The organism is Streptomyces sp. NPDC015139 (genome assembly GCF_043079785.1).
Taxonomy (GTDB): domain Bacteria; phylum Actinomycetota; class Actinomycetes; order Streptomycetales; family Streptomycetaceae; genus Streptomyces; species Streptomyces albidocamelliae.
In genome coordinates this window covers 312,745-339,076 of record NZ_JBIBUW010000007.1, presented here as the reverse complement: position 1 = coordinate 339,076, position 26,332 = coordinate 312,745, and the positions used below count along the sequence as shown (strand labels likewise).

The 26,332-nt window shown below is 72.1% G+C and carries 22 protein-coding genes, 1 tRNA gene, 1 pseudogene and 1 riboswitch; of the genes and pseudogenes, 11 read left to right on the top strand and 13 right to left on the bottom strand.

Annotated features, from left to right (window positions below):
• Positions 1–21: 21 nt before the first annotated feature.
• Positions 22–822, bottom strand: a complete 801-nt coding sequence (locus ACF08B_RS21475; RefSeq protein WP_392318811.1) for an ABC transporter permease — start codon at positions 820–822, stop codon at positions 22–24.
• A gap of 870 nt (positions 823–1,692) precedes the next feature.
• On the opposite strand from ACF08B_RS21475, the gene ACF08B_RS21470 reads away from it, so the two are divergent.
• The gene (locus ACF08B_RS21470; protein WP_392318918.1) at positions 1,693–4,617 is read left to right on the top strand and encodes a transglycosylase domain-containing protein; all 2,925 of its coding nucleotides are present in this window, start codon (positions 1,693–1,695) and stop codon (positions 4,615–4,617) included.
• Positions 4,618–4,642: 25 nt separating this feature from the next.
• Here the strand turns inward: ACF08B_RS21470 and ACF08B_RS21465 are convergent, their stop codons facing one another.
• From ACF08B_RS21465 to ACF08B_RS21455, 3 genes are all read right to left on the bottom strand, one after another.
• Positions 4,643–4,963, bottom strand: coding sequence for a DMT family transporter (locus ACF08B_RS21465; protein ID WP_392318810.1), 321 nt, complete (start codon positions 4,961–4,963; stop codon positions 4,643–4,645).
• Between the two features lie 37 nt (positions 4,964–5,000).
• Positions 5,001–5,069: riboswitch (guanidine-III (ykkC-III) riboswitch) on the bottom strand.
• An 89-nt stretch (positions 5,070–5,158) separates the two neighbouring features.
• On the bottom strand, positions 5,159–5,461 hold the full coding sequence (locus ACF08B_RS21460) for a co-chaperone GroES (protein ID WP_143638545.1): 303 nt from the start codon (positions 5,459–5,461) through the stop codon (positions 5,159–5,161).
• Between the two features lie 100 nt (positions 5,462–5,561).
• Positions 5,562–5,891, bottom strand: coding sequence for a DUF3618 domain-containing protein (locus tag ACF08B_RS21455; RefSeq protein ID WP_392318809.1), 330 nt, complete (start codon positions 5,889–5,891; stop codon positions 5,562–5,564).
• A 93-nt stretch (positions 5,892–5,984) separates the two neighbouring features.
• Between ACF08B_RS21455 and bcp the strand changes: the two genes are divergently transcribed.
• Both bcp and ACF08B_RS21445 read left to right on the top strand, forming a co-directional pair.
• Positions 5,985–6,452: a thioredoxin-dependent thiol peroxidase gene (gene bcp / locus ACF08B_RS21450; protein WP_392318808.1), complete on the top strand. Its 468-nt coding sequence runs from the start codon at positions 5,985–5,987 to the stop codon at positions 6,450–6,452.
• Positions 6,453–6,553: 101 nt separating this feature from the next.
• A tRNA-Leu gene (locus ACF08B_RS21445) sits at positions 6,554–6,628 on the top strand.
• Between the two features lie 56 nt (positions 6,629–6,684).
• Here the strand turns inward: ACF08B_RS21445 and rdgB are convergent.
• On the bottom strand, positions 6,685–7,287 hold the full coding sequence (rdgB, locus tag ACF08B_RS21440; protein ID WP_392318807.1) for an RdgB/HAM1 family non-canonical purine NTP pyrophosphatase: 603 nt from the start codon (positions 7,285–7,287) through the stop codon (positions 6,685–6,687).
• Positions 7,288–7,342: 55 nt separating this feature from the next.
• Complete coding sequence (locus ACF08B_RS21435) at positions 7,343–8,731, bottom strand: SGNH/GDSL hydrolase family protein (RefSeq protein ID WP_392318806.1); 1,389 nt, start codon at positions 8,729–8,731, stop codon at positions 7,343–7,345.
• Between the two features lie 166 nt (positions 8,732–8,897).
• Here ACF08B_RS21435 and ACF08B_RS21430 point away from each other — a divergent pair, with 166 nt between their 5' ends.
• Together ACF08B_RS21430 and ACF08B_RS21425 are read left to right on the top strand one after the other, a co-directional pair.
• On the top strand, positions 8,898–10,277 hold the full coding sequence (locus ACF08B_RS21430) for a DUF445 domain-containing protein (RefSeq protein WP_392318805.1): 1,380 nt from the start codon (positions 8,898–8,900) through the stop codon (positions 10,275–10,277).
• 533 nt (positions 10,278–10,810) lie between these two features.
• Entirely contained in the window at positions 10,811–12,358 is a 1,548-nt protein-coding gene (locus tag ACF08B_RS21425) for an MFS transporter (RefSeq protein ID WP_392318804.1), read from the top strand.
• A gap of 79 nt (positions 12,359–12,437) precedes the next feature.
• On the opposite strand, the gene ACF08B_RS21420 is transcribed toward ACF08B_RS21425, so the two are convergent.
• Positions 12,438–12,947, bottom strand: coding sequence for a hypothetical protein (locus ACF08B_RS21420; protein ID WP_392318803.1), 510 nt, complete (start codon positions 12,945–12,947; stop codon positions 12,438–12,440).
• 152 nt (positions 12,948–13,099) lie between these two features.
• Between ACF08B_RS21420 and ACF08B_RS21415 the strand changes: the two genes are divergently transcribed.
• Positions 13,100–14,056, top strand: a complete 957-nt coding sequence (locus ACF08B_RS21415; protein WP_392318802.1) for a GlxA family transcriptional regulator — start codon at positions 13,100–13,102, stop codon at positions 14,054–14,056.
• Between the two features lie 60 nt (positions 14,057–14,116).
• Here the strand turns inward: ACF08B_RS21415 and ACF08B_RS21410 are convergent, their stop codons facing one another.
• On the bottom strand, positions 14,117–14,419 hold the full coding sequence (locus ACF08B_RS21410; protein ID WP_093477380.1) for a hypothetical protein: 303 nt from the start codon (positions 14,417–14,419) through the stop codon (positions 14,117–14,119).
• Between the two features lie 227 nt (positions 14,420–14,646).
• Here ACF08B_RS21410 and ACF08B_RS21405 point away from each other — a divergent pair, with 227 nt between their 5' ends.
• Complete coding sequence (locus tag ACF08B_RS21405; protein WP_392318801.1) at positions 14,647–15,132, top strand: DUF2267 domain-containing protein; 486 nt, start codon at positions 14,647–14,649, stop codon at positions 15,130–15,132.
• Between the two features lie 134 nt (positions 15,133–15,266).
• Here ACF08B_RS21405 and ACF08B_RS21400 read toward each other — a convergent pair whose 3' ends face one another.
• The 3 genes and pseudogenes from ACF08B_RS21400 to ACF08B_RS21390 form a co-directional block, all read right to left on the bottom strand.
• Positions 15,267–15,977 carry a lamin tail domain-containing protein gene (locus tag ACF08B_RS21400; protein WP_392318800.1) on the bottom strand — a complete coding sequence of 237 codons (711 nt, stop codon included), beginning with the start codon at positions 15,975–15,977 and terminating at the stop codon, positions 15,267–15,269.
• A gap of 566 nt (positions 15,978–16,543) precedes the next feature.
• A pseudogene (locus ACF08B_RS21395) lies at positions 16,544–19,693 on the bottom strand (DUF3427 domain-containing protein).
• A 236-nt stretch (positions 19,694–19,929) separates the two neighbouring features.
• Positions 19,930–20,940, bottom strand: coding sequence for a hypothetical protein (locus ACF08B_RS21390; protein ID WP_392318799.1), 1,011 nt, complete (start codon positions 20,938–20,940; stop codon positions 19,930–19,932).
• Between the two features lie 184 nt (positions 20,941–21,124).
• Between ACF08B_RS21390 and ACF08B_RS21385 the strand changes: the two genes are divergently transcribed.
• On the top strand, positions 21,125–21,937 hold the full coding sequence (locus ACF08B_RS21385; RefSeq protein WP_392318798.1) for a class E sortase: 813 nt from the start codon (positions 21,125–21,127) through the stop codon (positions 21,935–21,937).
• 46 nt (positions 21,938–21,983) lie between these two features.
• Here ACF08B_RS21385 and ACF08B_RS21380 read toward each other — a convergent pair whose 3' ends face one another.
• Positions 21,984–23,378 (bottom strand): MFS transporter, encoded by a 1,395-nt coding sequence (locus ACF08B_RS21380; RefSeq protein ID WP_392318797.1) that lies wholly within the window; start codon positions 23,376–23,378, stop codon positions 21,984–21,986.
• 183 nt (positions 23,379–23,561) lie between these two features.
• Here ACF08B_RS21380 and ACF08B_RS21375 point away from each other — a divergent pair, with 183 nt between their 5' ends.
• Positions 23,562–24,089, top strand: a complete 528-nt coding sequence (locus tag ACF08B_RS21375) for a winged helix-turn-helix transcriptional regulator (RefSeq protein WP_392318796.1) — start codon at positions 23,562–23,564, stop codon at positions 24,087–24,089.
• A gap of 69 nt (positions 24,090–24,158) precedes the next feature.
• Here ACF08B_RS21375 and ACF08B_RS21370 read toward each other — a convergent pair whose 3' ends face one another.
• Positions 24,159–24,992: a serine hydrolase domain-containing protein gene (locus ACF08B_RS21370; RefSeq protein ID WP_392318795.1), complete on the bottom strand. Its 834-nt coding sequence runs from the start codon at positions 24,990–24,992 to the stop codon at positions 24,159–24,161.
• 151 nt (positions 24,993–25,143) lie between these two features.
• Here ACF08B_RS21370 and ACF08B_RS21365 point away from each other — a divergent pair, with 151 nt between their 5' ends.
• Together ACF08B_RS21365 and yidC are read left to right on the top strand one after the other, a co-directional pair.
• Positions 25,144–25,455 carry a DUF6412 domain-containing protein gene (locus tag ACF08B_RS21365; RefSeq protein WP_392318794.1) on the top strand — a complete coding sequence of 104 codons (312 nt, stop codon included), beginning with the start codon at positions 25,144–25,146 and terminating at the stop codon, positions 25,453–25,455.
• A gap of 90 nt (positions 25,456–25,545) precedes the next feature.
• Positions 25,546–26,253, top strand: a complete 708-nt coding sequence (gene yidC, locus ACF08B_RS21360; RefSeq protein WP_392318793.1) for a membrane protein insertase YidC — start codon at positions 25,546–25,548, stop codon at positions 26,251–26,253.
• Positions 26,254–26,332: the final 79 nt, after the last annotated feature.

Genomic DNA, 26,332 nt, shown 5'->3' with positions numbered 1-26,332 from the left:
CCCTCCAGCACCCGGCCGCGCTCACCCACCCTGCACCACCACCCGCCGCGTCGCCGCCGACTGCACCAGCCGCCCGGCACCCAGCAGCACCACCGCCCACGCCCCCTGGAACAGATAGGTCGCCAGCGGATCCGCGTGCCCCAGCAGCACGTCCGCCGGCGCCTGCAGCAGCGACGACCAGGGCAGCACCCGCACGACATCCCCGAGCGCGCCCGGGAACACGTTGAGCGGCAGCAGCATCCCCGAGCAGAAATACCCCGCGAGCCACGCCATCTGCCCCACCCCCGTGCCGTCCAGCAGCCAGAACGCGCTCAGCGCCACCAAGTACCGGATGCCGAAGCCGACCAGCATCGCCAGCAGCACCGCCACGAGGAAGGCCAGCCAGGTACCGGCGTCCGACGGCAGATACACCGGGAAGCACAGCGCCCCGAACACGAACGGCACCGCCCCCCGCCCCAGCAGCTGGAAGAACGACCGCCCGAGATCGGCGGCCAGCCACCACAGCTGCAGATCGGCGGGCCGGTACAGGTCGATCGCCACGTCCCCCGTACGGATGCGGTCCATCAGCTCGCTCTCCACACCGCCGCCACCGATCGCGAGGGTCGACAGCAACGCCTGCCCCAGCCACACGTAGGTCACGGCCTGCGCCTGGTCGTACCCGCCGAGGTGCGGACGCTCGTCCCACAGCGCGCGATAGGTGTAGACGAGGATCAGCCCGAAGACCGTGTTCGTGAACACCCCTGCCGCGGTGGCCGCCCGATAGGTCGCGTACCGTCTGAATCCCCCCGCCGCGACGGCCCCGTACAACCGTCCCGCGCCCACGTCAGTCGACCTCCCTGGACAGCTCGACACCGAAGCGCAGGAGCCTAGTCCGGAGGCCCGACACCCGGCCACGCATTTCCGTGGCCGAAGCGTGCCGGAATTCGGGAACGGAACGCCAGGTGCGAGAGTCTTCAAACAGGGGGCGCAGAAGGCGTACGAGGCGTACGGGAAACGTACGACGCGAAACAGGAGTCCGTGCACGAGATGAGCGACGAGCCGCAGCCGCAGCAGCCGAACGAAGGCGGGGCGCCGGAAAAGCCGCTGCCGGCTGAAGGGCCCGGAAGCCCGGGGGGCCGCGAGGAGAAGGCCGCCGAGGGGGAGAAGGGGACGAGCCGGGCCGCTGCCCGCGGGGGTGACACCGAGCGCACCCGTCCGGGTGACGGCCCGCGCTCCGGCACGGCCCAGGACCGGACGAACTCCATCGCCCGAGCCCGCGAGGCCTCCCGGGAGGGTTCGAACGGCGCGGCGGCCTCCGGCGGCTCCACGGCACCCGGTGACGCACCGACGTCCGGCGGCCAGGCGGCTCCGGGTGCGGGGGCGTCCGGCGGGAGTGCCGCATCCGGGGGTGCTTCGGCGTCCCGTGGCGGCTCGGGCTCGGGCAAGGGCTCGGCGTCCGGCGGCTCCACGACACCCGGTGACGCACCGGCGTCCGGCGGGACTGCCGCTTCCGGTGGTGCCTCGGCGTCCCGTGGCGGCTCGGCGACGGGCAAGGGCTCGGCGTCCGGTGCGGCTTCGGCTGCCCGGGGCGGGTCCGCGACCGGCGGAGCCACCATTGGACAGGGCGCCGGCGCCGCCCCGAAGCGGCCCGCCGTCGGCAAGCAGCAGGGGCCGGTCGACGCGGAGGCGTCCCAGCCGGCCGACAGCACGCAGGTGCTCCGCCGTGTCACGCCGCCCCGCCGGCCCGAGACGTCGTCCTCGCCGTCCGGCTCCACGCAGTCGGCGCCGAGCGGCACGGCGGGCGCGGCAGCCTCGGGCGGCGGCGAGGACCGGGCGCCCGAGAGCACCCAGATCCTCCGACGCGTCAACGCACCGCGCACCGGCGAGCCGGACGCTCCCGCCAAGGGGGCCGCCGACGCGCAGAACAGCACCGGCCGCACGCCCCGGCCGCCCGCGCCCCGTCAGGGCGGCGCGAACCGTGCCGCCCAGGCCGCGGGCGCCGCCGGCGCCGGCGCCCTGGGCGCGGCCGGTCTCAGCAAGGCCGCCGGTGCCGCAGGCGAGGCCGCGGCCGCCGGAACCGCGGCCGCCGGCGGCGTGGGCGCCGCCCGCGCCGCTCGTGCCGCCCGCGCCGCCGGTACGGCCCAGGGCTCCCCGGCCGGCGCCGTCGGCGCGGCCGGACGCGGCGGCCCGGAGACCACGGCGGCCCACCCGGCCACGCAGGCCGACGACCCGCGGCAGACCGCCACCGGCGCCGCCACGCCGGACGGCCCCGCCCCCGCGGGCAAGGGCAAGAAGGGCAAGCGCCCCAAGCGCACCGGCTGGCGGCGGATCCTGCCCACCTGGCGCATGGTGCTCGGCACCTTCGTGATCGGCGTCCTCCTGATCATCGGCCTGTTCTTCCTCGGCTACTCCCTCGTCAAGATCCCGCCGGCCAACGCCATCGCGACCAAGCAGAGCAACGTCTTCCTCTACTCGGACGGCTCCCAGCTCGCCCGCGACGGCGACGTCAACCGCGAGAACGTCAACCTCGCCCAGATCTCCAAGCCCGCCCAGCACGCCGTCCTGGCCGCCGAGGACCGCGACTTCTACACCGAGTCCGCCGTCGACCTCAAGGCGATGCTCCGCGCCGGCTGGAACACCGCGACCGGCAAGGGCAAGCAGTCCGGCTCCACGATCACCCAGCAGTACGTGAAGAACTACTACCTGGCCCAGGAACAGACGGTCACCCGCAAGGCCAAGGAGTTCTTCATCTCGATCAAGCTGGACCGCCAGAAGTCCAAGGACGAGATCCTCGAGGGCTACCTGAACACCAGCTTCTTCGGCCGCAACGCCTACGGCATCCAGGCCGCCGCCCAGGCCTACTACGGCATGGACGCCCAGGACCTCGACCCGGCCCGCGCCGCCTACCTCGCCGCGCTCGTCAACGCGCCCAGCGAGTACGACGTCGTCGCCCACCCCGAGAACAAGAGGGCGGCCGTCGCCCGCTGGAACTACGTCCTCGACGGCATGGTCAAGAAGGGCTGGCTCAAGGAGTCCGAGCGCACCGGCCTGAAGTTCCCCATGCCCAAGGAGCAGACCGTCTCCACCGGCCTGTCCGGCCAGCGCGGCTACCTCGTCGACGCGATCAAGCACTACCTGGTCAAGAACGACATCATCGACGCCGACCAGCTCGAGGCCGGCGGCTACCGCATCACCACGACCATCCAGCGGAAAAAGCAGAACGCCTTCGTCAAGGCGGTCGACGACCAGCTGATGTCCAAGCTGGACAAGAAGAACCGCAAGGTCGACAGCTACGTCCGGGCCGGCGGCGCCTCCATCGACCCCAGGACCGGCAAGGTCGTCGCGATGTACGGCGGCATCGACTACGTGAAGCAGTACACCAACGGCGCGACCCGCGGTGACTTCCAGGTCGGCTCCACCTTCAAGCCGTTCGTGTTCACCTCCGCGGTGGAGAACGGCTCCACCACCCAGGACGGCCGCACGATCACCCCCAACACCGTCTACGACGGCACCAGCCGGCGCCCCGTCGAGGGCTGGACCGGCGGCGGCTACGCCCCCTCCAACGAGGACGAGAAGTCGTACGGCGACATCACCGTCCGCAAGGCCACCGACCTGTCGGTGAACTCCGTGTACGCGCAGATGGCCGTCGACGTCGGCCCCGCCAAGGTCAAGCAGACCGCGGTCGACCTCGGCATCCCCGCCGGCACCCCGGACCTCCAGCCGTACCCGTCCATCGCCCTCGGCACCGCCAACGCCAGCGTCCTGGACATGACGGAGGCGTACGCGACGCTCGCCAACCACGGCAAGCACGGCACGTACACCATGATCGAGAAGATCACCAAGGACGGCAGCGACGTCGTCAAGCTGCCCGAGGAGCCCGTCGAGCAGGCCGTGAGCCGCGAGGCCGCCGACACCACCACCTCCATCCTGCAGAGCGTGGTCGACAGCGGCACCGCCACCGCCGCCCAGGCCGCGGGCCGCCCGGCGGCCGGCAAGACCGGTACCGCGGAGGAGGACACCGCCGCCTGGTTCGCCGGCTACACCCCGGACCTGGCCACGGTCGTCTCCGTCATGGGTCAGGACCCGGTGACCGCCAAGCACCGGCCGCTGTACGGCGCCCTCGGCCAGGCCCGTATGAACGGCGGTGGCCCGCCCACCCAGATCTGGGCCCAGTACACGGGCGAGGCGCTGAAGGGCAAGCCGGCCGCCGAGTTCGACCTCCGGCTGGAACCGGGAGCCGACAGGACCGAGGAGCCCAGCGCCACCGGCTCCGCCACGCCCGGCACGGGCGGCCAGGACGACGGCGGCACCACCGACGGCGGCCAGGACGACGGCGGCGCGACCGCCACCCCGACCGACGGCGGCACCACCGGCACCCCCACCGACGGCGGCCCGACCACCGACGGAGGAACCACCACCGACGGCGGCACGACCACCGACGGAGGAACGACCACGGGCGGCGACACCACCGGCGGGGACACGGCGACCGGCGGCACCACCACGGGCGGCGACACCACCGGCGGGGGCACCACGACCGGTGGCGGCACCCCCGGCGGCGGAACCGACGGGGGCGGGACCACCGGCGGCGGCACCACGACCGGCACGGGCGGCCAGCCACTGACCGCCCGGCGGCCGTGAGCCCCCCTGGGCCGAGGCTGAGACGTCAGTGACCGCCGGTCGCCTTCAGCCCCACCACGGCGACCAGCAGCAGACACACGAAGAACACCCGGGCGGCGGTGACCGGCTCACCCAGCAACACCATGCCGAGCACCGCCGCCCCGGCCGCCCCGATGCCCACCCACACGCCGTAGGCGGTACCGATGGGCAGCGACCTCGCGGCGTACGACAGCAGCACCATGCTCGCGACGATCCCCGCACCGGTGAGCACACTGGGCAGCGGCCGGGTGAATCCGTCGGTGTACTTCATCCCGATCGACCAGCCGACTTCCAGCAGACCGGCGACGACAAGCAGAACCCAGGCCATGACAGGCACCTCCGAGACGGGCGACGACTCTTCCTCCGGTGCGTCGTCTTTGCCTTCGACCCGGTACGGCGCGTCTCGTCGGGCTCGCTTTCGAACATAGCAAAAGAACGGCGGAGGGGGCCGGTGACCGCGGTCACCGGCCCCCTCCGCCGTCGAATCAGAGGTGGGACAGGGAGGATCGAGGATCGAGGTGGCTCAGAGATACAGCCCCGTGGAGTCCTCCGACCCCTCGAAACGGTCCGCGGCCACGGCGTGCAGATCACGCTCCCGCATGAGCACGTACGCCACGCCCCGCACCTCCACCTCGGCCCGGTCCTCCGGGTCGAACAGGACCCGGTCGCCCGGCTCCACGGTGCGCACGTTCTGGCCGACCGCGACGACCTCGGCCCACGCCAGCCGCCGCCCGACCGCAGCGGTCGCGGGAATCAGAATGCCCCCGCCCGACCGCCGCTCGCCCTCACCGGTCTCCTGCTTGACCAGGACCCGGTCGTGCAGCATCCGGATCGGCAGCTTGTCGTGGTGGGGGGTGCTCTGCTGGTTTCTGTTGGCGCTCACGCCTCGAACCTACCTGCCTTCGACACGTCCGTATCGGGCCGGGTCAGCCCTTGCGCCGCCGGGCGCCCAGAGCGAGCAGCCCCACGACCCCGACGGCGAGCAGCGCCACCGGCACGACCCGCTCCAGTCTGGCTGCCCCGTCCTCGTCGACGAACTGCGCCCTGACCTCGCTCACCACCCGATTGACCTGCACATAGGCCCGCCCGACCGTGTGATCGATGTTGGCGGCGACCTTGGCCCTGGCATCCCCGACGATCGTCTTCGGATGCACCCGCATCCCGATCTCGTCGAGCGTCTCGGCCAGCACTTCGCGGCGGCGCCTGATGTCCGCCTCGATCTGCGCCGGTGTTCTCGTGTCCGACGTGTCCGCCACCGTACGGCCTCCGAAGTCTTCTGATGCTGTTCCGAACAGTCTGTCAGCTCATCCCCGCGCCGCATCGCAAGGCCCCCCGGTTACGCTGGCCCGATGAGCGAGCGACTCCAGCCGGGGGACGTGGCCCCCGCCTTCACCCTCCCCGACGCCGACGGCAACGAGGTCTCCCTGTCGGACCACCAGGGCCGCAAGGTCATCGTCTACTTCTACCCCGCCGCCCTCACTCCCGGCTGCACCAAGCAGGCCTGCGACTTCACCGACAACCTCGACGTCCTCGCGGGCGCCGGCTACGACGTCATCGGTATCTCCCCGGATGCCCCGGAGAAGCTGGCGAAATTCCGCGAGAAGGAGTCCCTCAAGGTCACCCTCCTCGCCGACCCGGACAAGAAGGCCACCGAGGCCTACGGCGCCTACGGCGAGAAGAAGAACTACGGCAAGACGTACATGGGCGTGATCCGCTCCACGATCGTCGTCGACGAGCAGGGCAGGGTGGAACGCGCCCTCTACAACGTCCGCGCGACAGGCCACGTAGCCAAGATCATCAAGGACCTCGGCATCTGAGGCCCGCAGCCCCCTGTCCCAACTGCCGTGCGATCAGCGCCGCCTGGTGCCGAGGAGGGCGTCGGGCGGTTCGCCGCGACAAGTAGAGTAGGCACGGCTGAGGGCCCGTACCCCAGCTGGCAAGAGGGCGCCGGTTTAGGTCCGGTGTGTCGTGGGTTCGAGTCCCACCGGGCCCACAGGAGAATGGGGCCCCGCACCTTTGAATCAAAGGTGCGGGGCCCTCTCTGTGGTCTCAGACCAGCAGTTCCCGGACCGCCGGTACCAGGGCGCGGAACGCCTTGCCGCGGTGGCTGATCGCGTTCTTCTCGGCGGGGCTCAGCTCGGCGCAGGTGCGGGTCTCGCCCTCCGGCTGGAGGACCGGGTCGTAGCCGAAGCCGTTCGTGCCGGCCGGAGCGTGCCGCAGGGAGCCCCGCAGCCGGCCCTCGACCACCCGTTCCGTGCCGTCCGGCAGGGCGAGCGCGGCGGCGCAGGCGAAGTGCGCGGCCCGGTGTTCCTCCGCGATGTCGGAGAGCTGGGCGAGGAGCAGGTCGAGGTTGGCCTTGTCGTCGCCGTGCCGGCCGGCCCAGCGGGCGGAGAAGATGCCGGGGGCGCCGCCCAGGACGTCCACGCAGAGACCGGAGTCGTCGGCGACGGCGGGAAGACCGGTCGCCCGCGCCAGGGCGTGAGCCTTCAGCAGGGCGTTCTCGGCGAAGGTGACACCGGTCTCCTTGACGTCGGGGATCTCGGGGAAGGCGTCGGCGCCGACCAGTTCGTGGGGGAGCCCGGCGTCGGCGAGGATCGCCCTCAGCTCGGTGATCTTTCCGGCGTTTCGGGTGGCGAGGATCAGGCGGGTCATGCGGCCAGTATTCCTGGCCGCCCGTGCCCGGCGCCGCCCGCCCCGCCCCCGTCGGCTACAGCTCCGCCTGGCCCGCGCCCCTGAGCGCGTACAGGTCGAACGTCTCGGCCATCTTGGCGAAGCCCAGGTCGCTGGGGTGCAGATGGTCGCCGGAGTCGTACACGGGGAGCAGACGGTGGGGGGCGTAGGGGTCGCGCAGGGCCTTGTCGAAGTCGACGACGGCGTCGTACACCCCGCCTGCCCGGATCTGCGCGTTGACCTGCTGCCGTACCGCCTCCCGGGCCGTGGTGAAGCCGCGGTGGCCCTCGAAGGGCATCAGGGTGGCGCCGACGACCTTGAGGCCGCGTGCGTGTGCCTGGCGGACGAGGGTGCGCAGGCCGGCGGTGATGCGGTCGGGGTCGGCGAGCCGGGGGTTGCGCAGGATGTCGTTGATCCCGAGGTCGACGACGACGACCTTGACGTTGGTGCGGGAGAGCGCGTCGCGGCCGAAGCGGCCCAGTCCGCTCTGGTTCTCCGCGGGCCGGCCGAAGCCGTCGGCGAGGACCTGGTTGCCGCTGATGCCCTCGTTGACGACGCTGTAGCGCGGGAGTTGGCGTCCGCCGCCGAGCGCGGTGCGCAGCCGTCCGGCGAGGACGTCGGGCCAGCGGCGGTTGGCGCCGATGGTCGAGGTGACGCCGTCGGTGATGGAGTCGCCGAAGACGACGACGGTGCCCTCGGCCTCGTTGCTGAGGACGTCCACGGCCGTCAGATAGCGCCAGTACGGGGTCTGTTGGGTGTACGGGGCGGCGGTGGGGTCCTCGGTGCGGTCACCGTCGGCCACGTAGGAGATCTGCCGGGCGTGCGGGTGGTAGGTGACCGGGCCGGACGCGGTGGGGGAGTAGGTGGTGACCAGGAGGTCGCCGCCGTGCGGAACGGCGATGCGCACGGCGTCGCTGACGATCTGTCCGCCGGCGGGTATGACGACACCGGCGCTGCCGTTGAAGGTCAGGCGGCGCATCGTTTCCGCGGCGGCCGCGGCGGTTCCGTCGCCGGCCGCGAGGGCGAGCGAGGCGTGGCTGATGGTCAGCGGGGACTGTCCGTAGAGATTGGACAGGGTGATCCGGGCTCCCGTACCTCCGGCGTCGGCGTGCACGACGTTGCGGACGGAACGGCCCGCCAGGCCGGTGCCCTCGGTGCCGGGTTCGCCGCCCACGGGTGCGGCGGCCCAGGAGCCGACCCAGGTGCCGGTGGAGGCGGGGGCGGCGGCGGAGTCGCGGTGGGTGCGGTTGCCGGCGAGGGCGCTGCCGGGGGTGCCGTCGTCGGCGGCGACGGTGAGGTAGATGACGGTGGACAGTGCGACGACGAGGGCGACGAGCGCGCCCAGGATCACACCGTGTCGGGCGGGGACGGCGGCTTCCGGCTGCTCCGCGGCGGGCCCCGCGCCCCCCTCATGACGCTTGGTCACGCTTGCGTTGTTCTCCTTGATAGATGGGAGCCCGAGGCTCCGATCCGATGAATCCATGATGCGTCATGGGCCGGGCCGGTCTGACAGGGCCCTGCCCAAAATCCCCTTCCCGAGAGACGCCGGGAACTCCTGTTTCGTTCCGGGAGTCGGTCAGGAAGGGACAATTGTGTGCGGGATCACCGAGCGGGTGGAGCTGATGGAACCTACGGAGACGGGAACACGGGGAGCGCGGGCACCGGAGGGTGCGCCTGCCGCGCCGGGGGCGGCGGCGTCGTACCGGACCATGACGGCGTTCACCCCCGCGGACGAGGAGCGCCGGGCCGGTGTGCGGCGCATGAAACTCACGGCGACCGGGATGCTGCTGTTCGTGGCGCTGGTCTACGTCCTCGCGAAGCTGGCCGAGCACGAGGGCGCCGGGGCGTGGGCGGGCTATGTGGCCGCCGCCGCCGAGGCGGGCATGGTGGGTGCGCTGGCGGACTGGTTCGCGGTCACGGCGCTGTTCCGGCATCCGCTGGGCCTGCCCATCCCGCACACCGCGATCATCCCCACGAAGAAGGACCAGCTGGGCGTCTCGCTGGGTGAGTTCGTGGGGGAGAACTTCCTGTCGGAGGCCGTCGTGCGGCAGCGGCTGCGCGCGGTCGGCATCGGCAGCCGGCTGGGCGCGTGGCTGGCGGAGCCGGAGCACGCGGACCGGGTGACGGCCGAGCTGGCGACGGCCCTGCGGGGCGCGCTGACGGTGCTGCGGGACTCCGATGTGCAGGCGGTCGTCGGGGAGGCGATCACCCGGCGGGCGAACGCGCAGGAGATCGCGCCGGGCATCGGGAAGATGCTGGAGAAGGTCGTCGCCGACGGTGGTCACAAGCGGGTGGTGGACCTGGTGGTGGCCCGCGCCCACGACTGGCTGGTGCTGCACCGCGGTGACGTGATGGTCGCGGTGGAGGGCGGCGCGCCCGGCTGGACCCCGCGGTTCGTCGACAAGAAGGTCGGCGAGCGGGTCTACAAGGAGCTGCTGCGGTTCGTGACCGAGATGCGGGACATGCCGTCGCATCCTGCGCGGGGCGCGCTGGACCGGTTCCTCACCGACTTCGCCTCCGACCTGCAGTCCGACACGGACACCCGGGCGCGGGTGGAGCGGCTGAAGGGGGAGGTGCTGGGCCGCGGCGAGGTGCAGGACCTGATCGCGTCGGCGTGGACGGCCGTGCGGTCGATGATCGTGGCGGCGGCCGACGACGAGCGCAGCGAGCTGCGGCTGCGGGTGCGAGCCGCGCTGCTGTCGCTGGGCCGGCGGATGGCGACCGAGCCGAAGGTGCAGGGGAAGGTCGACAGCTGGGTGGAGGGTGCGGCGGTGCACGTCGTGACGACGTACCGCAAGGAGATCACCTCGCTGATCACGGACACGGTGGCGGGCTGGGACGCGGAGCACACCACCCGCAAGATCGAGGCCCACATCGGCCGCGACCTCCAGTTCATCCGCATCAACGGCACGGTGGTGGGATCGCTGGCGGGCTTGCTGATCTACGTGGTGTCACGGGCGCTGGGAGCGTGAGCCCTGCCGGGGGCGCGGCGGGGTGGTGAGCTCGGCTCCGGGTGCGCACTTGGAGGGGGGTACGGTCTGGTGGCTTGCCTGGCCTGGTGGCTTGCCCGGTCTGGTGGCTTGCCCCGCCAATGGCTCGCTCCGCTTGTCGGCTCGCCCCGGCCGGCCGGCTCCTGGGCCACTGACCTGCCCGCCTCGCCGGTCTGCCCGCCTCGCCGGCCCGCCCGACCCACTGGCTTGCTGGACCCGTCCGCCCGGGTGGCCCGCCGACCGCGCGGGTTTCTCGGCCGGAGTGAGTCGTCGACTTGGCCGACGGGGGCCGCGGCGGGCTCCGGCCCCGAAGGCTGCGGCTGGCGGGTCCCTGGGCCGCGGTACCGCTCGTGCCGCCGTACCGCCCGTCGCCGTACCGCCAGTGCTGTCGTATCGCTCATGCCGCCGTACCGCTCGCGTCGCCGTACCGCCCGTGCCGCCGCCGGAGGCCCGGGCGGCCTATATCGGCAGGGGCCGGGCACCCGGTATCCGTCCTTCGAGGAGGAAGGGAGCCCATGAGCACAGCTGAGGCCGCGTCCGGCCGGAGCATCACCACGAACATTCCCGCCCGGCTCGACCGCCTGCCCTGGTCCCGCTGGCACTGGACGATCGTGATCGGCCTGGGCACCGTATGGATCCTGGACGGCCTGGAAGTCACGGTCGTCGGCAACATCGCGAGCCGGCTGGCCGAGCCGGGCAGCGGTCTGGCGATCTCCTCCGGGCAGATCACCGGTGTCGCCGCGGCGCTCTACGTGGCGGGTGCCTGCGTGGGCGCCCTGTTCTGGGGCCGTCTGACCGACCGCTTCGGCCGCAAGAAGCTCTTCATGATCACCCTGGCGGTGTATCTGGCGGCCACCGCCCTGACGGCCGTGTCCTGGGAAGCCTGGTGGTTCTTCCTGTTCCGCTTCCTGACCGGTTTCGGCATCGGCGGCGAGTACGCGGCGATCAACTCCGCGATCGACGAGCTGATCCCCGCGAACTACCGCGGCCGGGTCGACCTGATCATCAACGGCAGCTTCTGGCTGGGCGCGGTCGGCGGCTCCCTGCTCTCGATCGTCGCGCTCAACACCGGCCTGCTGGCGGCGAACGTCGGCTGGCGCCTGACCTTCGCCCTCGGCGCGGTCCTGGCCCTGGTCATCCTGCTCGTACGACGGCACGTCCCCGAGAGTCCGCGCTGGCTGCTCATCCACGGCCGGGACCGGGAGGCGGAGGAGATCGTCTCCGGCATCGAACGGCAGGTGCGGGAGGAGAAGGGCGCGGCGCTGCCCGAGCCGCAGGGTGAGCTGGAGATCCACCAGCGCAAGAACGTCACCTTCCTGGAGATCGCCCGCACGGTGTTCGGCCAGTACCGCAAGCGCGCGGTGCTCGGCTTCTCCCTCTTCATCGGCCAGGCGTTCCTGTACAACGCGATCACCTTCGGCTTCGGCGCGATCCTGACCAAGTTCTTCGACGTGCCGTCCGACCACACCGGCTACTACTTCGCGGTGATCGCGGTCGGCAACTTCTGCGGTCCGCTGCTGCTGGGCAAGCTGTTCGACACGGTCGGCCGCCGGGTGATGATCTCCGGCACGTACCTGCTCTCCGGTCTGCTGCTGTTCGGCACGGCCTGGCTGTTCGACCGCGGCTCGCTGAGCGCGGGCACGCTGACGGCCTGCTGGTGCGCGGTGCTGTTCTTCGCGTCGGCGGGTGCGTCCAGCGCGTACCTGACGGTGTCGGAGATCTTCCCGATGGAGACGCGGGCGATGTCGATCGCCTTCTTCTACGCCCTCGGTACGGCGGCCGGCGGTATCAGCGGCCCGCTGCTGTTCGCCGACCTCACGAGCACGGGCAAGGTCGGTGACACCGTCCTCGCCTTCTCGATCGGCGCGACCCTGATGTGCCTGGCCGGTCTGGTCGCGGCGTTCCTCGCGGTGAAGGCCGAGCGCCGCTCCCTCGAGGACATCGCCCGCCCGCTGACGGCCGTGGCGGGCCGGGCCAAGGAGGCGACGAAGAACGCCCGGCCGTCCCGGCGTTCACCGGGCACGCAGGGCCCGACGGCCCCACCGGCGGCGAGCCGGCCGTAACGGCCGGTGCGGGTGCCGGACGGCCCCGATCCCCGGGCAGCGACACCCGGGGGTCGGGGCCCGCTCCGTTCCCAGGCCGTCACGCGCCGGTCGTGGAGCCCGGCCGGACGATCATCAGGATCGTCACGGTGGCCCACAGCAGGTTGAACACCCCGGTGTACATGGCGAGTCGCGCGGTGTGCCGGACCGTACCGCCGCCCTCGACGAGCGCGGTCTGGGCGGGAAGCACGAGCGCGGCGAGGACGACGGCCGCGAGGGCGGTCAGCGCGATCGAGGTGATCAGCCAGGCGTCGCCGAGCACACCCATCCGGCTCGCGGTGGCGAACCCGAAGACGGGTACGACGACCCCGACGACGGCGTACACCCGGCAGATCCGGTACAGCAGCCGCAGCGTCCCGGCGGGATCGTCGCCGGCATCGGTGCCGTCGGCGAGGGCGGTGTCGTCCGTGAGGGCGGTACCGGAGTGGCCGGGTGGCGGCGTGGCGAGGACCCGGCGCGCGGCGGGCGGGAACATGCTCGCGGCGACGGTCACGGGGCCGACGGCGACGATCGCGGCGAGGACGTGCACGGCGAGGAGGAACTTGGTCACGGCGGTGACGCTAGGGCGCGGGACGATCTTCGAGAAGTGGCGAAAGTGCCAGGCTCCGCCGGATTCCCGCCAGTCACCCTTCCAGGACCGCGCGCAGTCGCCCCCCGGAGGGCGCTGTTGGCGACAATCCGTCGTAGGCCTACGATCCCGCCATGCACACCGTGGCCGTACTGGCGCTGGACGGGGTCATCCCGTTCGACCTCTCCGCTCCCATCGACACCTTCGGCTGGGCGCGGCTGCCCGACGGCAGGGCGCCGTACCGGGTGCGGGTCTGCTCGGTGCGGGAGGAGGTGAGCGCGGGCGCCTTCACGGTCCGGGCGCCGTACGGCCTCGACGCGCTTGCCGACGCCGACACGATCATCCTGCCCGGGGTCGCCGAACCGCCCGGGACGCTGCCGCCCGGCGTCGCGGAGGCGCTCCGCGCGGCGGCGGCCCGCGGCACCCGTATCGCCTCGATCTGCGTGGGCGCGTTCCTCTTCGCGGCGACGGGTCTGCTGGACGGCCTGCGCGCCACGACCCACTGGATCGCCGCCCCGGACCTGGCCGAGCGCCACCCGGCGGTGACCGTCGACCCGAACGTCCTCTACGTCGACAACGGCCAGTTCCTGACCTCGGCGGGCGCCGCGGCGGCGATGGACATGTGCCTGCACATGATCCGCCGGGACTTCGGCTCCGCGGTCGCCGCGCACGCGGCCCGCATGTCGGTGATGCCGCTGGAACGGGAGGGCGGGCAGGCCCAGTTCATCGTGCACGACCTGCCCCCGGCGCCGGCCGGCGCGACCCTGGAGCCCCTGCTGCACTGGCTGGAGGACCACTGCGACCGCGATCTGACGCTGGACGAGATCGCGGCGCAGGCGGGCATGAGCAGCCGTACCCTCAACCGCCGCTTCCGGGAGCAGACCGGCACGACACCGCTGCAGTGGCTGCACCGGGCGCGGGTACGACGGGCCCAGTACCTGCTGGAGACGACCCCGTACTCGGTGGAACGCATCGCAGGGCAGGCGGGTTTCGGCTCCCCGACGGCCTTCCGGGAACGGTTCCGGAGGGTGGTGGGGACGAGCCCGCAGGCGTACCGGAGGGCGTTCCGGGCGGGGGAGAGGGTGCCGTAGGCGCCGGAGCCGGAGCCATAGCCGGAGCCATAGCCGTAGCCGGGGGCGGTCGCCCGGCGCTCAGGCCTTGCGGTCGGCGACGGCCCAGGAGGCCAGGGCCACGGCGCCGGCGACACCGAGGACGGACGGCCAGGCCCCGACCTTCTTCGCCAGCGGATGGGAACCGGCGAACCCGGCGACGTACGCGGCGGTCAGCGCGCCCGCCGCCTTCCCGCCGGCCCGCGCGCGCCACTGCTGGGCGGCGGTGGCGCCGGCGACGGCCAGGACGACCCCGCCCAGCTGCCGCTTCTTCGTCCAGCGGGCGACGCCGTAACCGCCGACGAGCCCGGTCGCGGCGACGACCGCACTGGGAACCCTGGCCATGACTGCCTCCTGTGTCCCTGAATCATCCCCGAGGTCTGCCCCGAGGCTAACGCGCGGACACCGGACCGGCCGGACCCGGGTCCAGGTCCCTCCAGTGTGCCGTTTTTCGCCACACAGGCCGCATCGCGCCACATGCCGCGCATTGGCCGAACTCCCGCCCATGACCACCGCCTTACGGGGTACCGGGCTTGCGGTGTCCCGACGTGCCCCGAGGAGGAGCCACCACGATGACCGTGACGACCCCGCAGCCGAGAGCGACCATTCCCGCCCCGTCCGCGTCCCTGCGCCCCGCGGCCCACGAGACGCCCGAGGGCGCCGGCTGGGTGAAGCTGGCGGATGCGGTGCGCGAGGCGGGCCAGTACGCGACGAGAGCGGAGGCCGAACGCGTCACCCGCGTCGTCCTCCGCGCCCTGGGCGCCCACGTCACCGGTGACGAGCGGGTGGCGCTGGCGCAGGCCCTGCCGCGTGAGGCGGCCCAGGTGATGGTGTCCCAGATCCCGGCCGCGCACGCCGTGTCGGCCCGCGAGTTCGTCGAGTCGGTGGCGACGCGGCTCGAGGGCTCGACCCCGGCGACGGCCCGCTGGGACGCCGGTTCGGTCCTGAGCGTGCTGGCGGACCGGATCGGCGAGCCCCTGACGACTCGCGTCCTGGCCCAACTCCCGCCGGGCTTCGCCCTCCTGTTCGGCCGCGCGGACCTCGCGGCGACGGCGTAGCACTCGCGGCTCAGGCCTTCTCCCCGGGGCGCACAGGCCGACGGCGTACCGGTCGGGAGGATGACCGGCACGCCGTCGGGCCAGGGGAAGAGATGTGCCGGGTCAGTGATCACCGGCGCGTCGGGCGGTGAGGCTCAGCGGTGGCCGCCGTGCCGACGGCCGTCGTGGCCCGGACCCCGGCGGTCGCCGTCGCGGTGGTCACGGTTGTCGCCGCGGTGGTCGCGGTTGTCCCCGCGGTGGTCACGGTTGTCGTGGCCCCGGCCGTCGTGGTCGCGGCGGTCGTTGCCCCAGCGGTCGTGGTCGCGGTTGTCGTTGCCCCAGCGGTCGTGGTCGCGGTTGTCGTGGCCCCAGCGGTCGTCGCCCCGGTGGCCGCGGTCGTCGTGGCCCCAGGAGACGGAGTCGACGTACCGCCCACGGTCGTTGCGCAGGGTGGCGGTGCCGCTGCGGTCGTCCAGGACGTCCCGGCGGCGGTCCTGGTACAGGTCGTTGCCGCTGTCCCGGCCGATGCCGGTGTGGACGCGGACGGTCGAGCGGCCGTCCAGGCGGTAGTGACGGAAGGTGTAGATCCGGCCGTTGTCGGTCGACAGGGTCCAGCCGTCGAGGTTCACGGCGCGGCGGTCCTGGTTGGTGAGCTGCACCCACTCGCGGTTCAGGACGAGGTTGGAGCGGTCGTCGCGACCCGGGGAGCGGTACTGCACGTCACTGATGACCACGTGCTCGCCGAACGAGCGGCCGTGGTCGTGGTCGGCGGCCGACGTCGGCAGCGCCGCCGCGCCCACGAGGGCGGCCGCCGCGGCAGCGCCGGCGGCCACACGGCGCGCGATCACAGAAACAGAAACGGACACGAGGTCCCCCTTTGCAGGGTCGTGCACACCCCGCCGGCCACGGCCCAGAACCGTGACCAGGGGTGCGGTGTACGGGTGGCGACCGGTCGGCCGCACAGCCACACCCTGGGTCCGGGACGCGCCGGGCGCCGGGCGCCACGCGGCGCCTGTTACATTCCTTGGACAAATTCACAACTCTCGCCTGTACGGCACATTCATCCCTTAAACGGACGAATGGTGACGCGTCGTCAATCGCGAAGAGCGCGTGAACAAGGGGAACGAAGGAGGCCGGCACACCATGTCCTGGCCGCCGCTGCGACGCCCCTCACCCGAAAGTGAGTAACAGCCGCGGCCGTCGGACAGGGCGGCGAGCCCCGCCGAACCGGCCCCGCAAGGACCCCCATGACGCCGGCCTCGTACCTCACGCGCCCGTCGACCCCGCGCCCCACGACCTGCTTCATCAGCCCGCGCCGGGAGGCGTCGATCTGCGCACAGGGGTTCCGCGGCCCGGCCACCTCTACGACGGCCTCGTCCCCGATCCGCAGCAGCGGCCCTGTGGGCAGCCCGAGCAGATCGATCCAGCCGTGCTAGCCCGCGGCGATGGCTGCGTACGTCCACACGTCGGCGGGCAGCTCGTGCTTCAGGCGCCATGTGATCGCCATCGGTTTGCTGCCGGTGTGGTCCTCGTATGTGGCCGGACCGAGAAGCATCCATGGCTGGGACTTGCCTATGTCGGTGTTCTTGTAGTGCCGCATGAACAGCAGGGCTCGGCTGTCACGACCCTTGTGTCGCTGGTAGCGCAGGCCGGTGGGGGAGTCGGCGGCTGTCGCGTTCTGGGACTCCCAGTGGAAGAGGTTCGGGCTCAGCGCGTAGTCCTTGTACCGGATCGTGGGGGAGAAGTCCTTTTCGTTCTTGTCCAACGTGATGAGGAGGGCATCCGTTTCCAGTTCCTCGACCCACTGCACGCCCTGCGCAAAGGAGCGGGGCATCTGCCCACCGAAGCGAGCCACGCCGAGGGCCGCCAGGATCTCTGAGCGGTTGTAGGAGCTGTGGACCTTCAACGGCACCTGGCTGAGACGGCCGGAGAGAGGGACGGGGATGTGGTCGGCCTGCTCGATGACATGCGCAATCACCTGACGTAGTTCGTCTCTGAGAACACGCTGGGAACGCAGCGACTCCAGGCCCTCCTGGAAACTGTTGAAGCCACCCGCGTTGTCCCACAGGTTGAAGAACAGCATGCGAGCGTACGACTGGTCGGCGGGCCGCAGCAGTTCGTAGGGCGGAGCGTCGTCTTGGAGGAGGCGGAGGTAGGCCTCCGCGCGCTCCGGGTCGTCCACGTGGAGAAACGCGTGCACTCTTTTCAGGAGCTCAGCCTCGCCCGCGGAGGCGTGTTCATCGATCAGGTGGGCTCGGCGCAGAACCGTCGTCCAGCTGTTCTCGCTCTTGTACAGCTCCTTGATTTCCCGCCGGCTCTCCCGGAGGTAATCGGCGAGGCGTGGCGTGCCGTAGGCCGTGACCTCCTTCACCAGCGTCTTCACGGTGGCGCCCACCTGGGTGCGAATGTTCTCGATGACGAGCTTCTTCGACTTGCCCTCCAGGATGATCTGGCAGCCAGAGGGCAGTTGGGGGAAGTCGTGCTCGATGTGATCGAGGAGGCGGTTTCGCGACAGATTGGTCAGGGCGCGGAACTGTTCCTCGAAGCGGAACTCGGCTCTGTGCTGCCCGATGAAGTCGAGCACCGTGAGAACGGGCTTCGTTTCGGTCCGGCGCAGCCCTCTGCCCAACTGCTGCAGGAAAACGGTGGCGCTGTTCGTGGGGCGAAGAAGGAGCAGGGTGTCGACGTCGGGGATGTCAAGGCCTTCGTTGAACAAGTCAACGGAGAAGATCACTTGGAGTCTTCCATCCCGAAGGTCTGACAGGGCTTGCGCGCGAACACCGGCGGGCGAGTCGCTGTCGAGGGCCACCGCGTTGAAGCCGACCTGCCGGAAGAAGTCCGCCATGAAGTGGGCGTGCGCCTTGGTTACGCAGAAGCCCAGGGCGCGCATGGTCCCCGGACGGGAGACCTTGTCACGGACCTGCTTGACCACGATCCGGGCGCGGGCGTGGTTTCCCGTGTAAAGGTTCCCCAGGTCCTGATCCGCGTACGAGCCCTACTGCCAAGCAAGGTTCGTCAGGTCCGTGCCGTCGGGGATGCCGAAATAGTGGAAGGGGCACAGCAGGTCGTTGTCCAGGGCTTCCCAGAGTCGCATCTCCGCGGCGATCCGGCCCTCGAAGAACTCGTCCTGGACGTTGAGCCCGTCCATCCTTTCGGGGGTGGCCGTCAGGCCGAGCAGCTCCGTCGGCGTGAAGTGGTCGATGACCCGTCGATAGGTGGCCGCGGTGGCGTGGTGGAACTCGTCGATGACGATGATGTCGAAGTGGTCGCGGGCCAACTGCTCAAGGCGCTGAACGTTGAGCGACTGAACGTTGGCGAAGACGTGGTTCCACTCGAGTGGATCCTGGCCGGCATGCAGGAGTTCACCGAACGACGCATCGTCCAGCACCTCACGGTACATACGCAGAGACTGCTTCAGGATCTCCTTGCGGTGGGCCACGAACAGCAGTCTCGGCCGATCACCGCTCGACTGGTTGCACAGACTGCGATAGTCCAGAGCAGCCATCACGGTCTTTCCCGTTCCGGTTGCCGCGACCAGGAGATTCCGGCGTCGCCCGCGAAGCTCCCGCTCGACGGCAAGGCGCTCCAGCATGTCGCGCTGATGAGGGAACGGGCGCACCTCGAGGCCGGAGAGACTGATCCTCAGGTCGCTGCCGGCGCTGGCTCCGCTCGCCTGGGTGAGCGCTTCGTCGAGCCGTGCTCCGTCGGTGTCAGGGTCGTATGTCTCGAAGGCAGTGTCGTTCCAGTACGCCTCGAAGGTTGCCTCGAACTTGCTCAGCACCGCAGGCGTCGCCACGGACGAGAGGCGTACGTTCCACTCCAGGCCGTCGAGAAGTGCCGCCTTCGACAGATTGGAGCTACCGACGTAAGCGGTGTCGAAACCGGTCCTGCGCCTGAACAGCCAAGCCTTGGCGTGTAGCCGGGTGGAACGGGTCTCGTAGTTGACCTTGACCGTGGCACCGAAATCACGAACCAGACGGTCGAGCGCATGACGGTCGGTGGCGCCTATGTAGGTGGTCGTGATGACACGGATCGGCACGCCTCTCTCCCTGGCGGCGCGCAGTGAGTCCTCCAGCACGCGAATGCCGTACCACTTCACGAAGGCGCAGAGGAGATCGATACGGTCCGCCGTGGCGAGCTCAGCCCGGAGTTCGGCTCCCAGGCTCAGATCTTCGGGGGAGTTGGTGAGGAGTGACGTCTCGGAGAGGGGCGTCAGAGGGCGCAGAGCGTAGACGCCCGGAGCTTCCTGCCTCGCAAGAGCCAGCAGTTGCCGTGGGCCTTCGAGAAGGAAACCGGACGCTTCGGCGTCGTTCGACTCTGAAGGGTGGGTGGAGGCCAGCGCTCCGAGGATCCGATTCGCGAACTCGACTCGTTCCCCAGCCGGCAACTCGGCCAGCTTCTGACCGACTGCGTCACCGATGTAGCGGCCCAGGACATGGGGGGATGATTCCGGACTGACCTCGGCGTCAACGGCTTTCCAGCCGGCTGCCTCGAACCGTTCCAGCTCGTCGCGTACGTCTCGGGTGATCAGCTTCTCGTAGACACCCGCGATCGGCTCCGGCAACCCCACCGGTTCTGCCACAACTGCTCCCCCTGATCCCTCATGACGCTCGCCACCGCCTTGCGCGCCGATGTGGATCAGTTCTAACAGCAGCTACTGACAAGCGAAGGGCCAGTGGGGAAATCCGCGGCCGGTCCAGAGCCCTCGGGGTCTGCAGCGGGATTCGGGGCCGCCTGGCTCTCCGCCTGGTGGTGCCTTAGGAGCCCGTTCGAAGGTGCTCCAGGCAAGAGACGCGAGCGGGCGGCCCCACCAGGGCACTACCCCCCGTGGCACCCCTCATACCCCTCAGCCGACCCGCACCAGCACTCCGTGCCCCTCTGTGGGGGCCAGGAGACCGCTCGGCCTCGGGCTGCGAGGGTGGTGGCGTACTGCGGGAGGAGCGTGGGGTCCGTAGGGGAGGCGCTTTCCGATGCCGCGAACGCCTCGTACGACGGGACCGTGCCCGTCACGATGCCCAGGTTCCCCGTGCCCGAGGAGGACAGCTCGCGCAGCGACGACTCTATGGTCGACAGGTGCTCCTCGTGGGAGGGGTACTCCGTGGCGAGGGTCGGGTACGCCGACAGGAGTTCCGCCAGTTCCGCCGCCGGCCAGTGCAGCATCGCCACCGGGAACGGGCGGGACAGGGCCTGCCGGTAGGCGCCCAGTTCGGCGCGGAGGCGGGTGATCTCCGCCGCCAGTTCCACTGGGTTCTCCGAGCCCAGCGACCAGACGCGCTTCGGGTCGTGGAGTTCGTCCAGGGATACCGGGGCCGAGTGGAGGGTGTCCGCCAGCGTGTCCCAGTCGTCGTGCTCCAGGCCCTGCATGCGGCGGACGCGGTGGCGGCCGTAGAGGAGGGGGTGGGTCGCGACCGGGGGTTCCGCCACGTCCGCCAGCAGCAGCCGCGCTCCCTCCGTGAACGTCTGCGCCGCCGCCTCCAACTCGTCGTGCGACTCCAGGGCCTCGGCGACGATCACCCAGGGGGCCGGGTCGCGCGGGGCGGTCAGCCGGATGCCGTCGATGATCGCCCGTGCCTCCGCCTCGTGGCCGTACTCCCACAGGTTGGCGGCCTTCAGGGCGCGGACCAGGGCGGGGTCGGCCAGAGCGTCGGCGGACGACAGCAGGCGGTCGTAGAGCGCGGTGGCCGCGGGGCGGTCGCCGGACAGCTCCAGATGGGCCGCTGCCCGCAGGAGCAGGGCCTCCGCGTCCTCGGGGTACAGTCCGGCGGTCCGCTCCAGGCGTGCCGCCTCGGCGGTGTGGTCGACGTTCTCGGCAGGCGTGTCGGGGCGCATGGGGGACACCGTACTGCCGAGCGGTGACAGGAGGGAGTACACCCCTCGTCGGCTCGCTCCGGCCGCCCGCCGGGGCCTGCCTCCCGGGCCCCTCTCGCGTCCGCCCGTCCGCGTCCCCTCGTCCCTCTGGCCAGTTCGGCGCGGTGCGCCTATCGTGCGGGCGGCTCCGGTGGAGGTGGCGCTGATGCGGGGTTCGCCGCGCGTACGGGTCGTGGGGCACGGCGACCGGCGCAGGCGTGCCCGGCGCAGGCGGGCCCTGTGGAGCGCGGGCGAGGTGCTGGTCACCGTCGGGGTGCTGCTCCTGTTGCTGGTCGTCCACCAGCTGTGGTGGACCAACCGGGAGGCGCGGCGCGGTGCCGAGCGGAAGGTGGAGGCGCTGGAGCGGGAGTGGCGGAAGGGCCCCGGTGACGCGAGCGCCGGCGCGGGAGCGGACGGCGGCACCGTTTCCGGCCCGGGCCCCGGCTCCGCTACGGCCTCCCCGTCCGCGTCCGCCTCACGGGCGCCCGCGCGGCAGCGGCCGTACACCCCCGTCGTCCTGCCCCGGCGGTCCCAGGCCTACGCCGTCCTCACGGTCCCGCGGCTGGGCCTGCGCGTCCCCGTCGCCGAGGGCGTCGGCAAGGCGGACGTCCTGAACAAGGGGTACGTCGGCCACTACCCCGGCACCCAGCAGCCGGGGCAGGCCGGGAACTTCGCGGTCGCGGGGCACCGGAACACCCATGGCGAGCCGTTCCGGTACCTGCCCCGGCTGCGGCGCGGGGACGTCGTGGAGGTGGAGACGCGGTCGGCGATGTACACGTACGACGTCGACCAGGTGCTGCCGCGGACCACGGCGCGGGATTCGGGGGTCGTCCGGCCCGTGCCGCGCTCCCTCGTGCGGCCCGGCCGCGGGTACCACGAGCCCGGCCACTACATCACCCTGACCACCTGCACCCCCGAGTTCACCTCGCGGTACCGGATGGTGGTGTGGGGGAAGCTCGTGTCCATACGGCCGAGTTGAGCACCGGACCGCGGCCGAGACGGGCACCGGCCCGCTCCCGCGGCATCTACTCCGCCCGCTCCCGCAGCACCAGCACCGCCCCCGCACCCACCGCCGCGAGGACCGCCGACACCAGCAGGGCGGTGTTCGTGCCGTGGGCCAGGCTGCCGGACGACGTGGCGAGGGCGATGGTCAGGGCCACGCCCGCGCAGGAGCCGATGTAGCGGAAGGTCTGCTGGGCGCCCGAGCCCATCGCGGCCCGCTCGCGCGGCACCGATTCGACGGCGAGCAGCGGCAGCGCGCCGTTGAGCAGGCCGCTGCCCACTCCGCCGAGGATCAGGCCGGGGAGCAGACGGGTCCAGGAGCCGGAGCCGATCGCGCCGAGCATCGTGATCACGGCGATCGTGTGCAGGGCGAAGCCGAGGGCCAGTTGGGTGCGCGGGGAGACCCGGCCGGCCAGGTGCTTGACCTGGAGTGCCACCGCGAAGCTCAGCCCGGACCACAGCAGGAACAGCCAGGCCGTGGCGAGCGGTGACAGTCGCAGCGTCTGCTGGAGCAGGGCCGGCAGGAAGCTGAACATGCCGATCACCGCGAGGCCCGTGAACAGGCCGCCCGCCGAGGAGGCCAGGAAGCGGGGCCGGCGCAGCAGGCCGAGGTCGATCATCGGGGTGCCGGCCCGGCGCTCGATGGCGACGAACGCGGCCACCAGCGCCACGGCCGCCGCGAGCAGCAGGCCCACCGGCGCGCGCAGCCAGCCGTCCCGGCCCAGGGTCAGGGCCGCGATGAGGGACACCAGCGCCAGCCCGAAGGTCAGTGCGCCGAGTATGTCGGGGCGGCCGCCGCGGGCGGCGCGGGACTCCGCGAGCGCACGGGTGCCGAGCGCGGCCACCGCGAGGGCGGCAGCGCCCAGGACGGCGTACGCCACCCGCCAGTTCGGCAGTGCGCCGGCGACCAGGGGGCCGACCGCGATGCCGCCGCTGACGAAGGCGCCCCAGACCCCGGTCGCGTGCAGCCGGCCGCGGGGGCTCGGGAAGGCGTGGACGATCAGGCCGAGGCTGCTCGCGAGGATCGCCGCGCTCGCCGCGCCCTGCGCGATACGGGCGAGGGTGAACTGCCAGGTCGTCGTGGTGAACGCGCCGAGTGCGGTGGTGAGGCCGAGCGCCAGGGTGCCGGCGAGGAAGATCCGGCGGCGGCCGTAGTCGTCGGCGAGGCTGCCGGCCACCAGGAGCAGGGCGGCGAGGCCCAGCGGGGTGCCGTTCAGCAGCCAGGCCTGCGCGGACAGCGGGGTGTGCAGGGCGGCCGCGGTGTCCGGCAGCGTGACCATCGGGGCCGTGTAGGTCATCAGGGTCACGGCGGTCGCGGCGCTGGTCAGGGCGAGGGTGGCGCGGGGGCGCGGCGGAGCGTCCCGGGCCGCGCCGGTCGTCGTGACGGCGGATGCGGTGAGGGAGCGGAGCCCGGTCATGGCCTGTCCTGTCCTTCGGGGGCCGGCGGGCACGCGGTCCGGTCGTGGGACCGGCCTGTCCGGCCGCCGTGATGTCTTGGTTCGACTCGTAGGTTCGTTCATTGAACCCACCTGTTCCGACCACCGTAGCACCGTCGGTTCGGTCACTGAACCCACTGGGGGAAAGTGGTTACAGTGGACGGCATGGCACTGGGCAAGGACTACGCGACACAGGAGTGCTCGATCGCCCGCGCGCTCGAGATCGTCGGCGAGCGCTGGACACTGCTCGTCGTCCGGGACGCGCTGTACGGCGTGCGGCGGTACAACGACTTCCTGGTCCACCTCGGCATTCCGCGCGCCGTCCTGGCCGCCAGGCTCCAGGCCCTCACCGCGGAGGGCATCCTGGAGAAGCGCCGCTACCAGCAGTCTCCGCCGCGTGACGAGTACGTCCCCACCGGGCGCGGCCTCGCCCTGTGGCCCACCCTGCGCGCCCTCGGTCTGTGGGGGCGCGAGCACTTCGACGAGCCCCGGCTGCGCTGGTTCCGGCACGCGGACTGCGGCACGGAGCTCGGGCCGTACGGCGAATGCCCCGCCTGCGGGGTCGTCGTACCCGTCGCGGACGTCCTCATGGAGCCTGGGCCCGGGCTCGACCCCGACCCGGCGGACCCGGTCAGCCGGGCGTTGCTCAGGCCGAAGCGGCTGCTGGAGCCGCTGGACGTGGAATCGGCGTGATCGTCCCGGCGGCAGCCGTGCGCGCCTCCGTGTCCGCCGCCGCGCCCGGCCGGGCCGGCACCGAGAGCCTCATCCGGGTGAGCCGCCGCCCCTGAGTGCGTCGATGCCGGCCCGGTCCGTCCGCTCCGGGTCGCCGCCCAGCCGGTGGACGACCGCCCATCCGCCGTCCGCCGTGGCCCCGGCGAACACGGAGGCGTGCCGGGTCGCGCCGTTGTGCCAGTACAGCGGCCCGGACCGCTGCCAGGACGGGGCGGGCGGCCCCAGCCGGCGCTCGACGACGAGCCGGACGACCAGGTCGGCGACCGCGCGCGGGGTCGCCCACAGGCCGCCCGCCGGAAGGATCGCCCCGGTCATGGTCCAGGGCCTGCGGGGGCGGCCGAAGAGCCCGGGCGCCAGCAGCCGGTCCGCCGCCGCCGGGCGCGCGCTCACCTCACGGACGTCCAGCGGGCGCAGGACGTGCGTGGCGAGCAGCTCCTCGTACGAGGTGCCCGCCGCCCGGGACAGTGCCTCGCCGAGCACGGCGTAGCCGAGGTTCGAGTACTCCTCCTCGCCCCCCGGCGGGCGTACCCGTACCCCGTCCAGGCCGCCGAGCAGCCGGTGCAGGGCCGCGCGGTCGAACGCCGCGTACGGATCCCGGCCGGTGATGCCGGGCGGCAGGCGCGGCAGCCCGGACGTGTGCTCGGCCAGGTGCCGCAGGGTGATGCCGGTGCCGGGAGCCGCGGGCAGCCAGCGCTCGACGGGGTCGTCGGCGTCGAGGACTCCCGCGGCGGCCAGGCGCATGAGCGCGGTGCCGGTGAGCACCTTGGTGAACGAGCCGATCTCGACGAAGCGGTCCACCGCGTGCCCGTCCACGAGCCGGGGCGCGGCCGCGTCGCTCAGCACACAGGTCGGTACGCGGTGCATGGGGAGGTCCTTCGGCGGAACGGGACGGATGGCGGCGGGGCGAGGGGGCGGGCGAGGGGCCGGTGGACCGGCGGGCGCCTGCCGGGTGTACATTCTCGCAGGTCAGGTATAAATGGGTAAGCACACATGGGTAGTTGAGAGGAGAGGGCCGGTGATCCGCGAACTCGCGAGCTCCCGTCGCCTCGCTCCGCTGCTGCTCCTGCTGCTGCCGCTCTTCCTGCTCGACACCGGCAGCCTCGTCACGACCGTGGCGCTCGCCGCGACCGCCGCGGCCGGGTCCGCGCTCGTCGTCTGCGCCCTGCTCGCCGCACGCTCCGCGCCCGCCGTGCCGCCCACCCGGGTGCGTACGGCCCTGCGCGACCGGGCCCGGCGTACGGCCTTCCTGCCCCAGCGCGATCCCGACGCGTCCGGCCGCCGGCGGCCCAGGGCACCCGGGCACGCCCTCCCGGCGACCGCCGCGTAGGGCACGTACCACCACACGCGCGACCCCGCGCGGGTCGTCATGCCGAACTTTCCCGTCTCCGGCACGACGAGACCCCCGGAGGGCTCACCCATGTCCGTCTTCTCCCTCTTCGCGCACCTGGTCGAGCGGCTCGCCGACCTGCTCGCCCCGCTCTTCCACGGCTCCGCGACCGCCGCCGCCATCGTGGTGTTCACCGCGCTCGTACGACTCCTGTTCCACCCCCTGTCCCGGGCGGCGGCGCGCGGCCAACGGGCCCGTGCCGCACTCCAGCCCAAGATCGCCGCGCTGCGCGAGAAGCACGGCAAGGACCCGCAGCGGCTGCGGCAGGCGGTGCTCGAACTGCACACCGAGGAACAGGTGTCGCCGCTGTCCGGCCTCCTGCCCGGACTGCTCCAGCTGCCCGCCTTCTTCCTGCTCTACCGCCTCTTCTCCGGCGGCGGCGCGAGCGACGGACTGCTCTCGCACCGGCTGCTCGCGGCACCGCTCGGCGGCCGGTGGGCCGACGCGCTCGGCGACGGCGGGGTGTTCGGGCCGGCCGGGCTCGTCTACCTGGGGCTCTTCGCCCTCGTCGCGGCCGTCGCCGCCGTGAACTTCCGGCGGACGAAGCGGATGTCGGCCACCGGCCCGGCGGCCACCGGGGACGAGCAGCTGCCGGGGCTGGGCGCCGTCAACCGCGTCATGCCCTTCCTGTCGTTCCTCACCCTCGTCACCGTCGCGGTCGTCCCCCTCGCGGCGGCGCTGTACGTCGTCACCAGCACGACGTGGAGCGCGCTGGAACGGGCCGCCCTCTACCGGTAAGGGCCACGGTTACGGTCCAGTACGTGAACAGGGTCTTGCCGAGTGGACGGTGGGATTGGAGGATCAGCCAAGTCCTCCG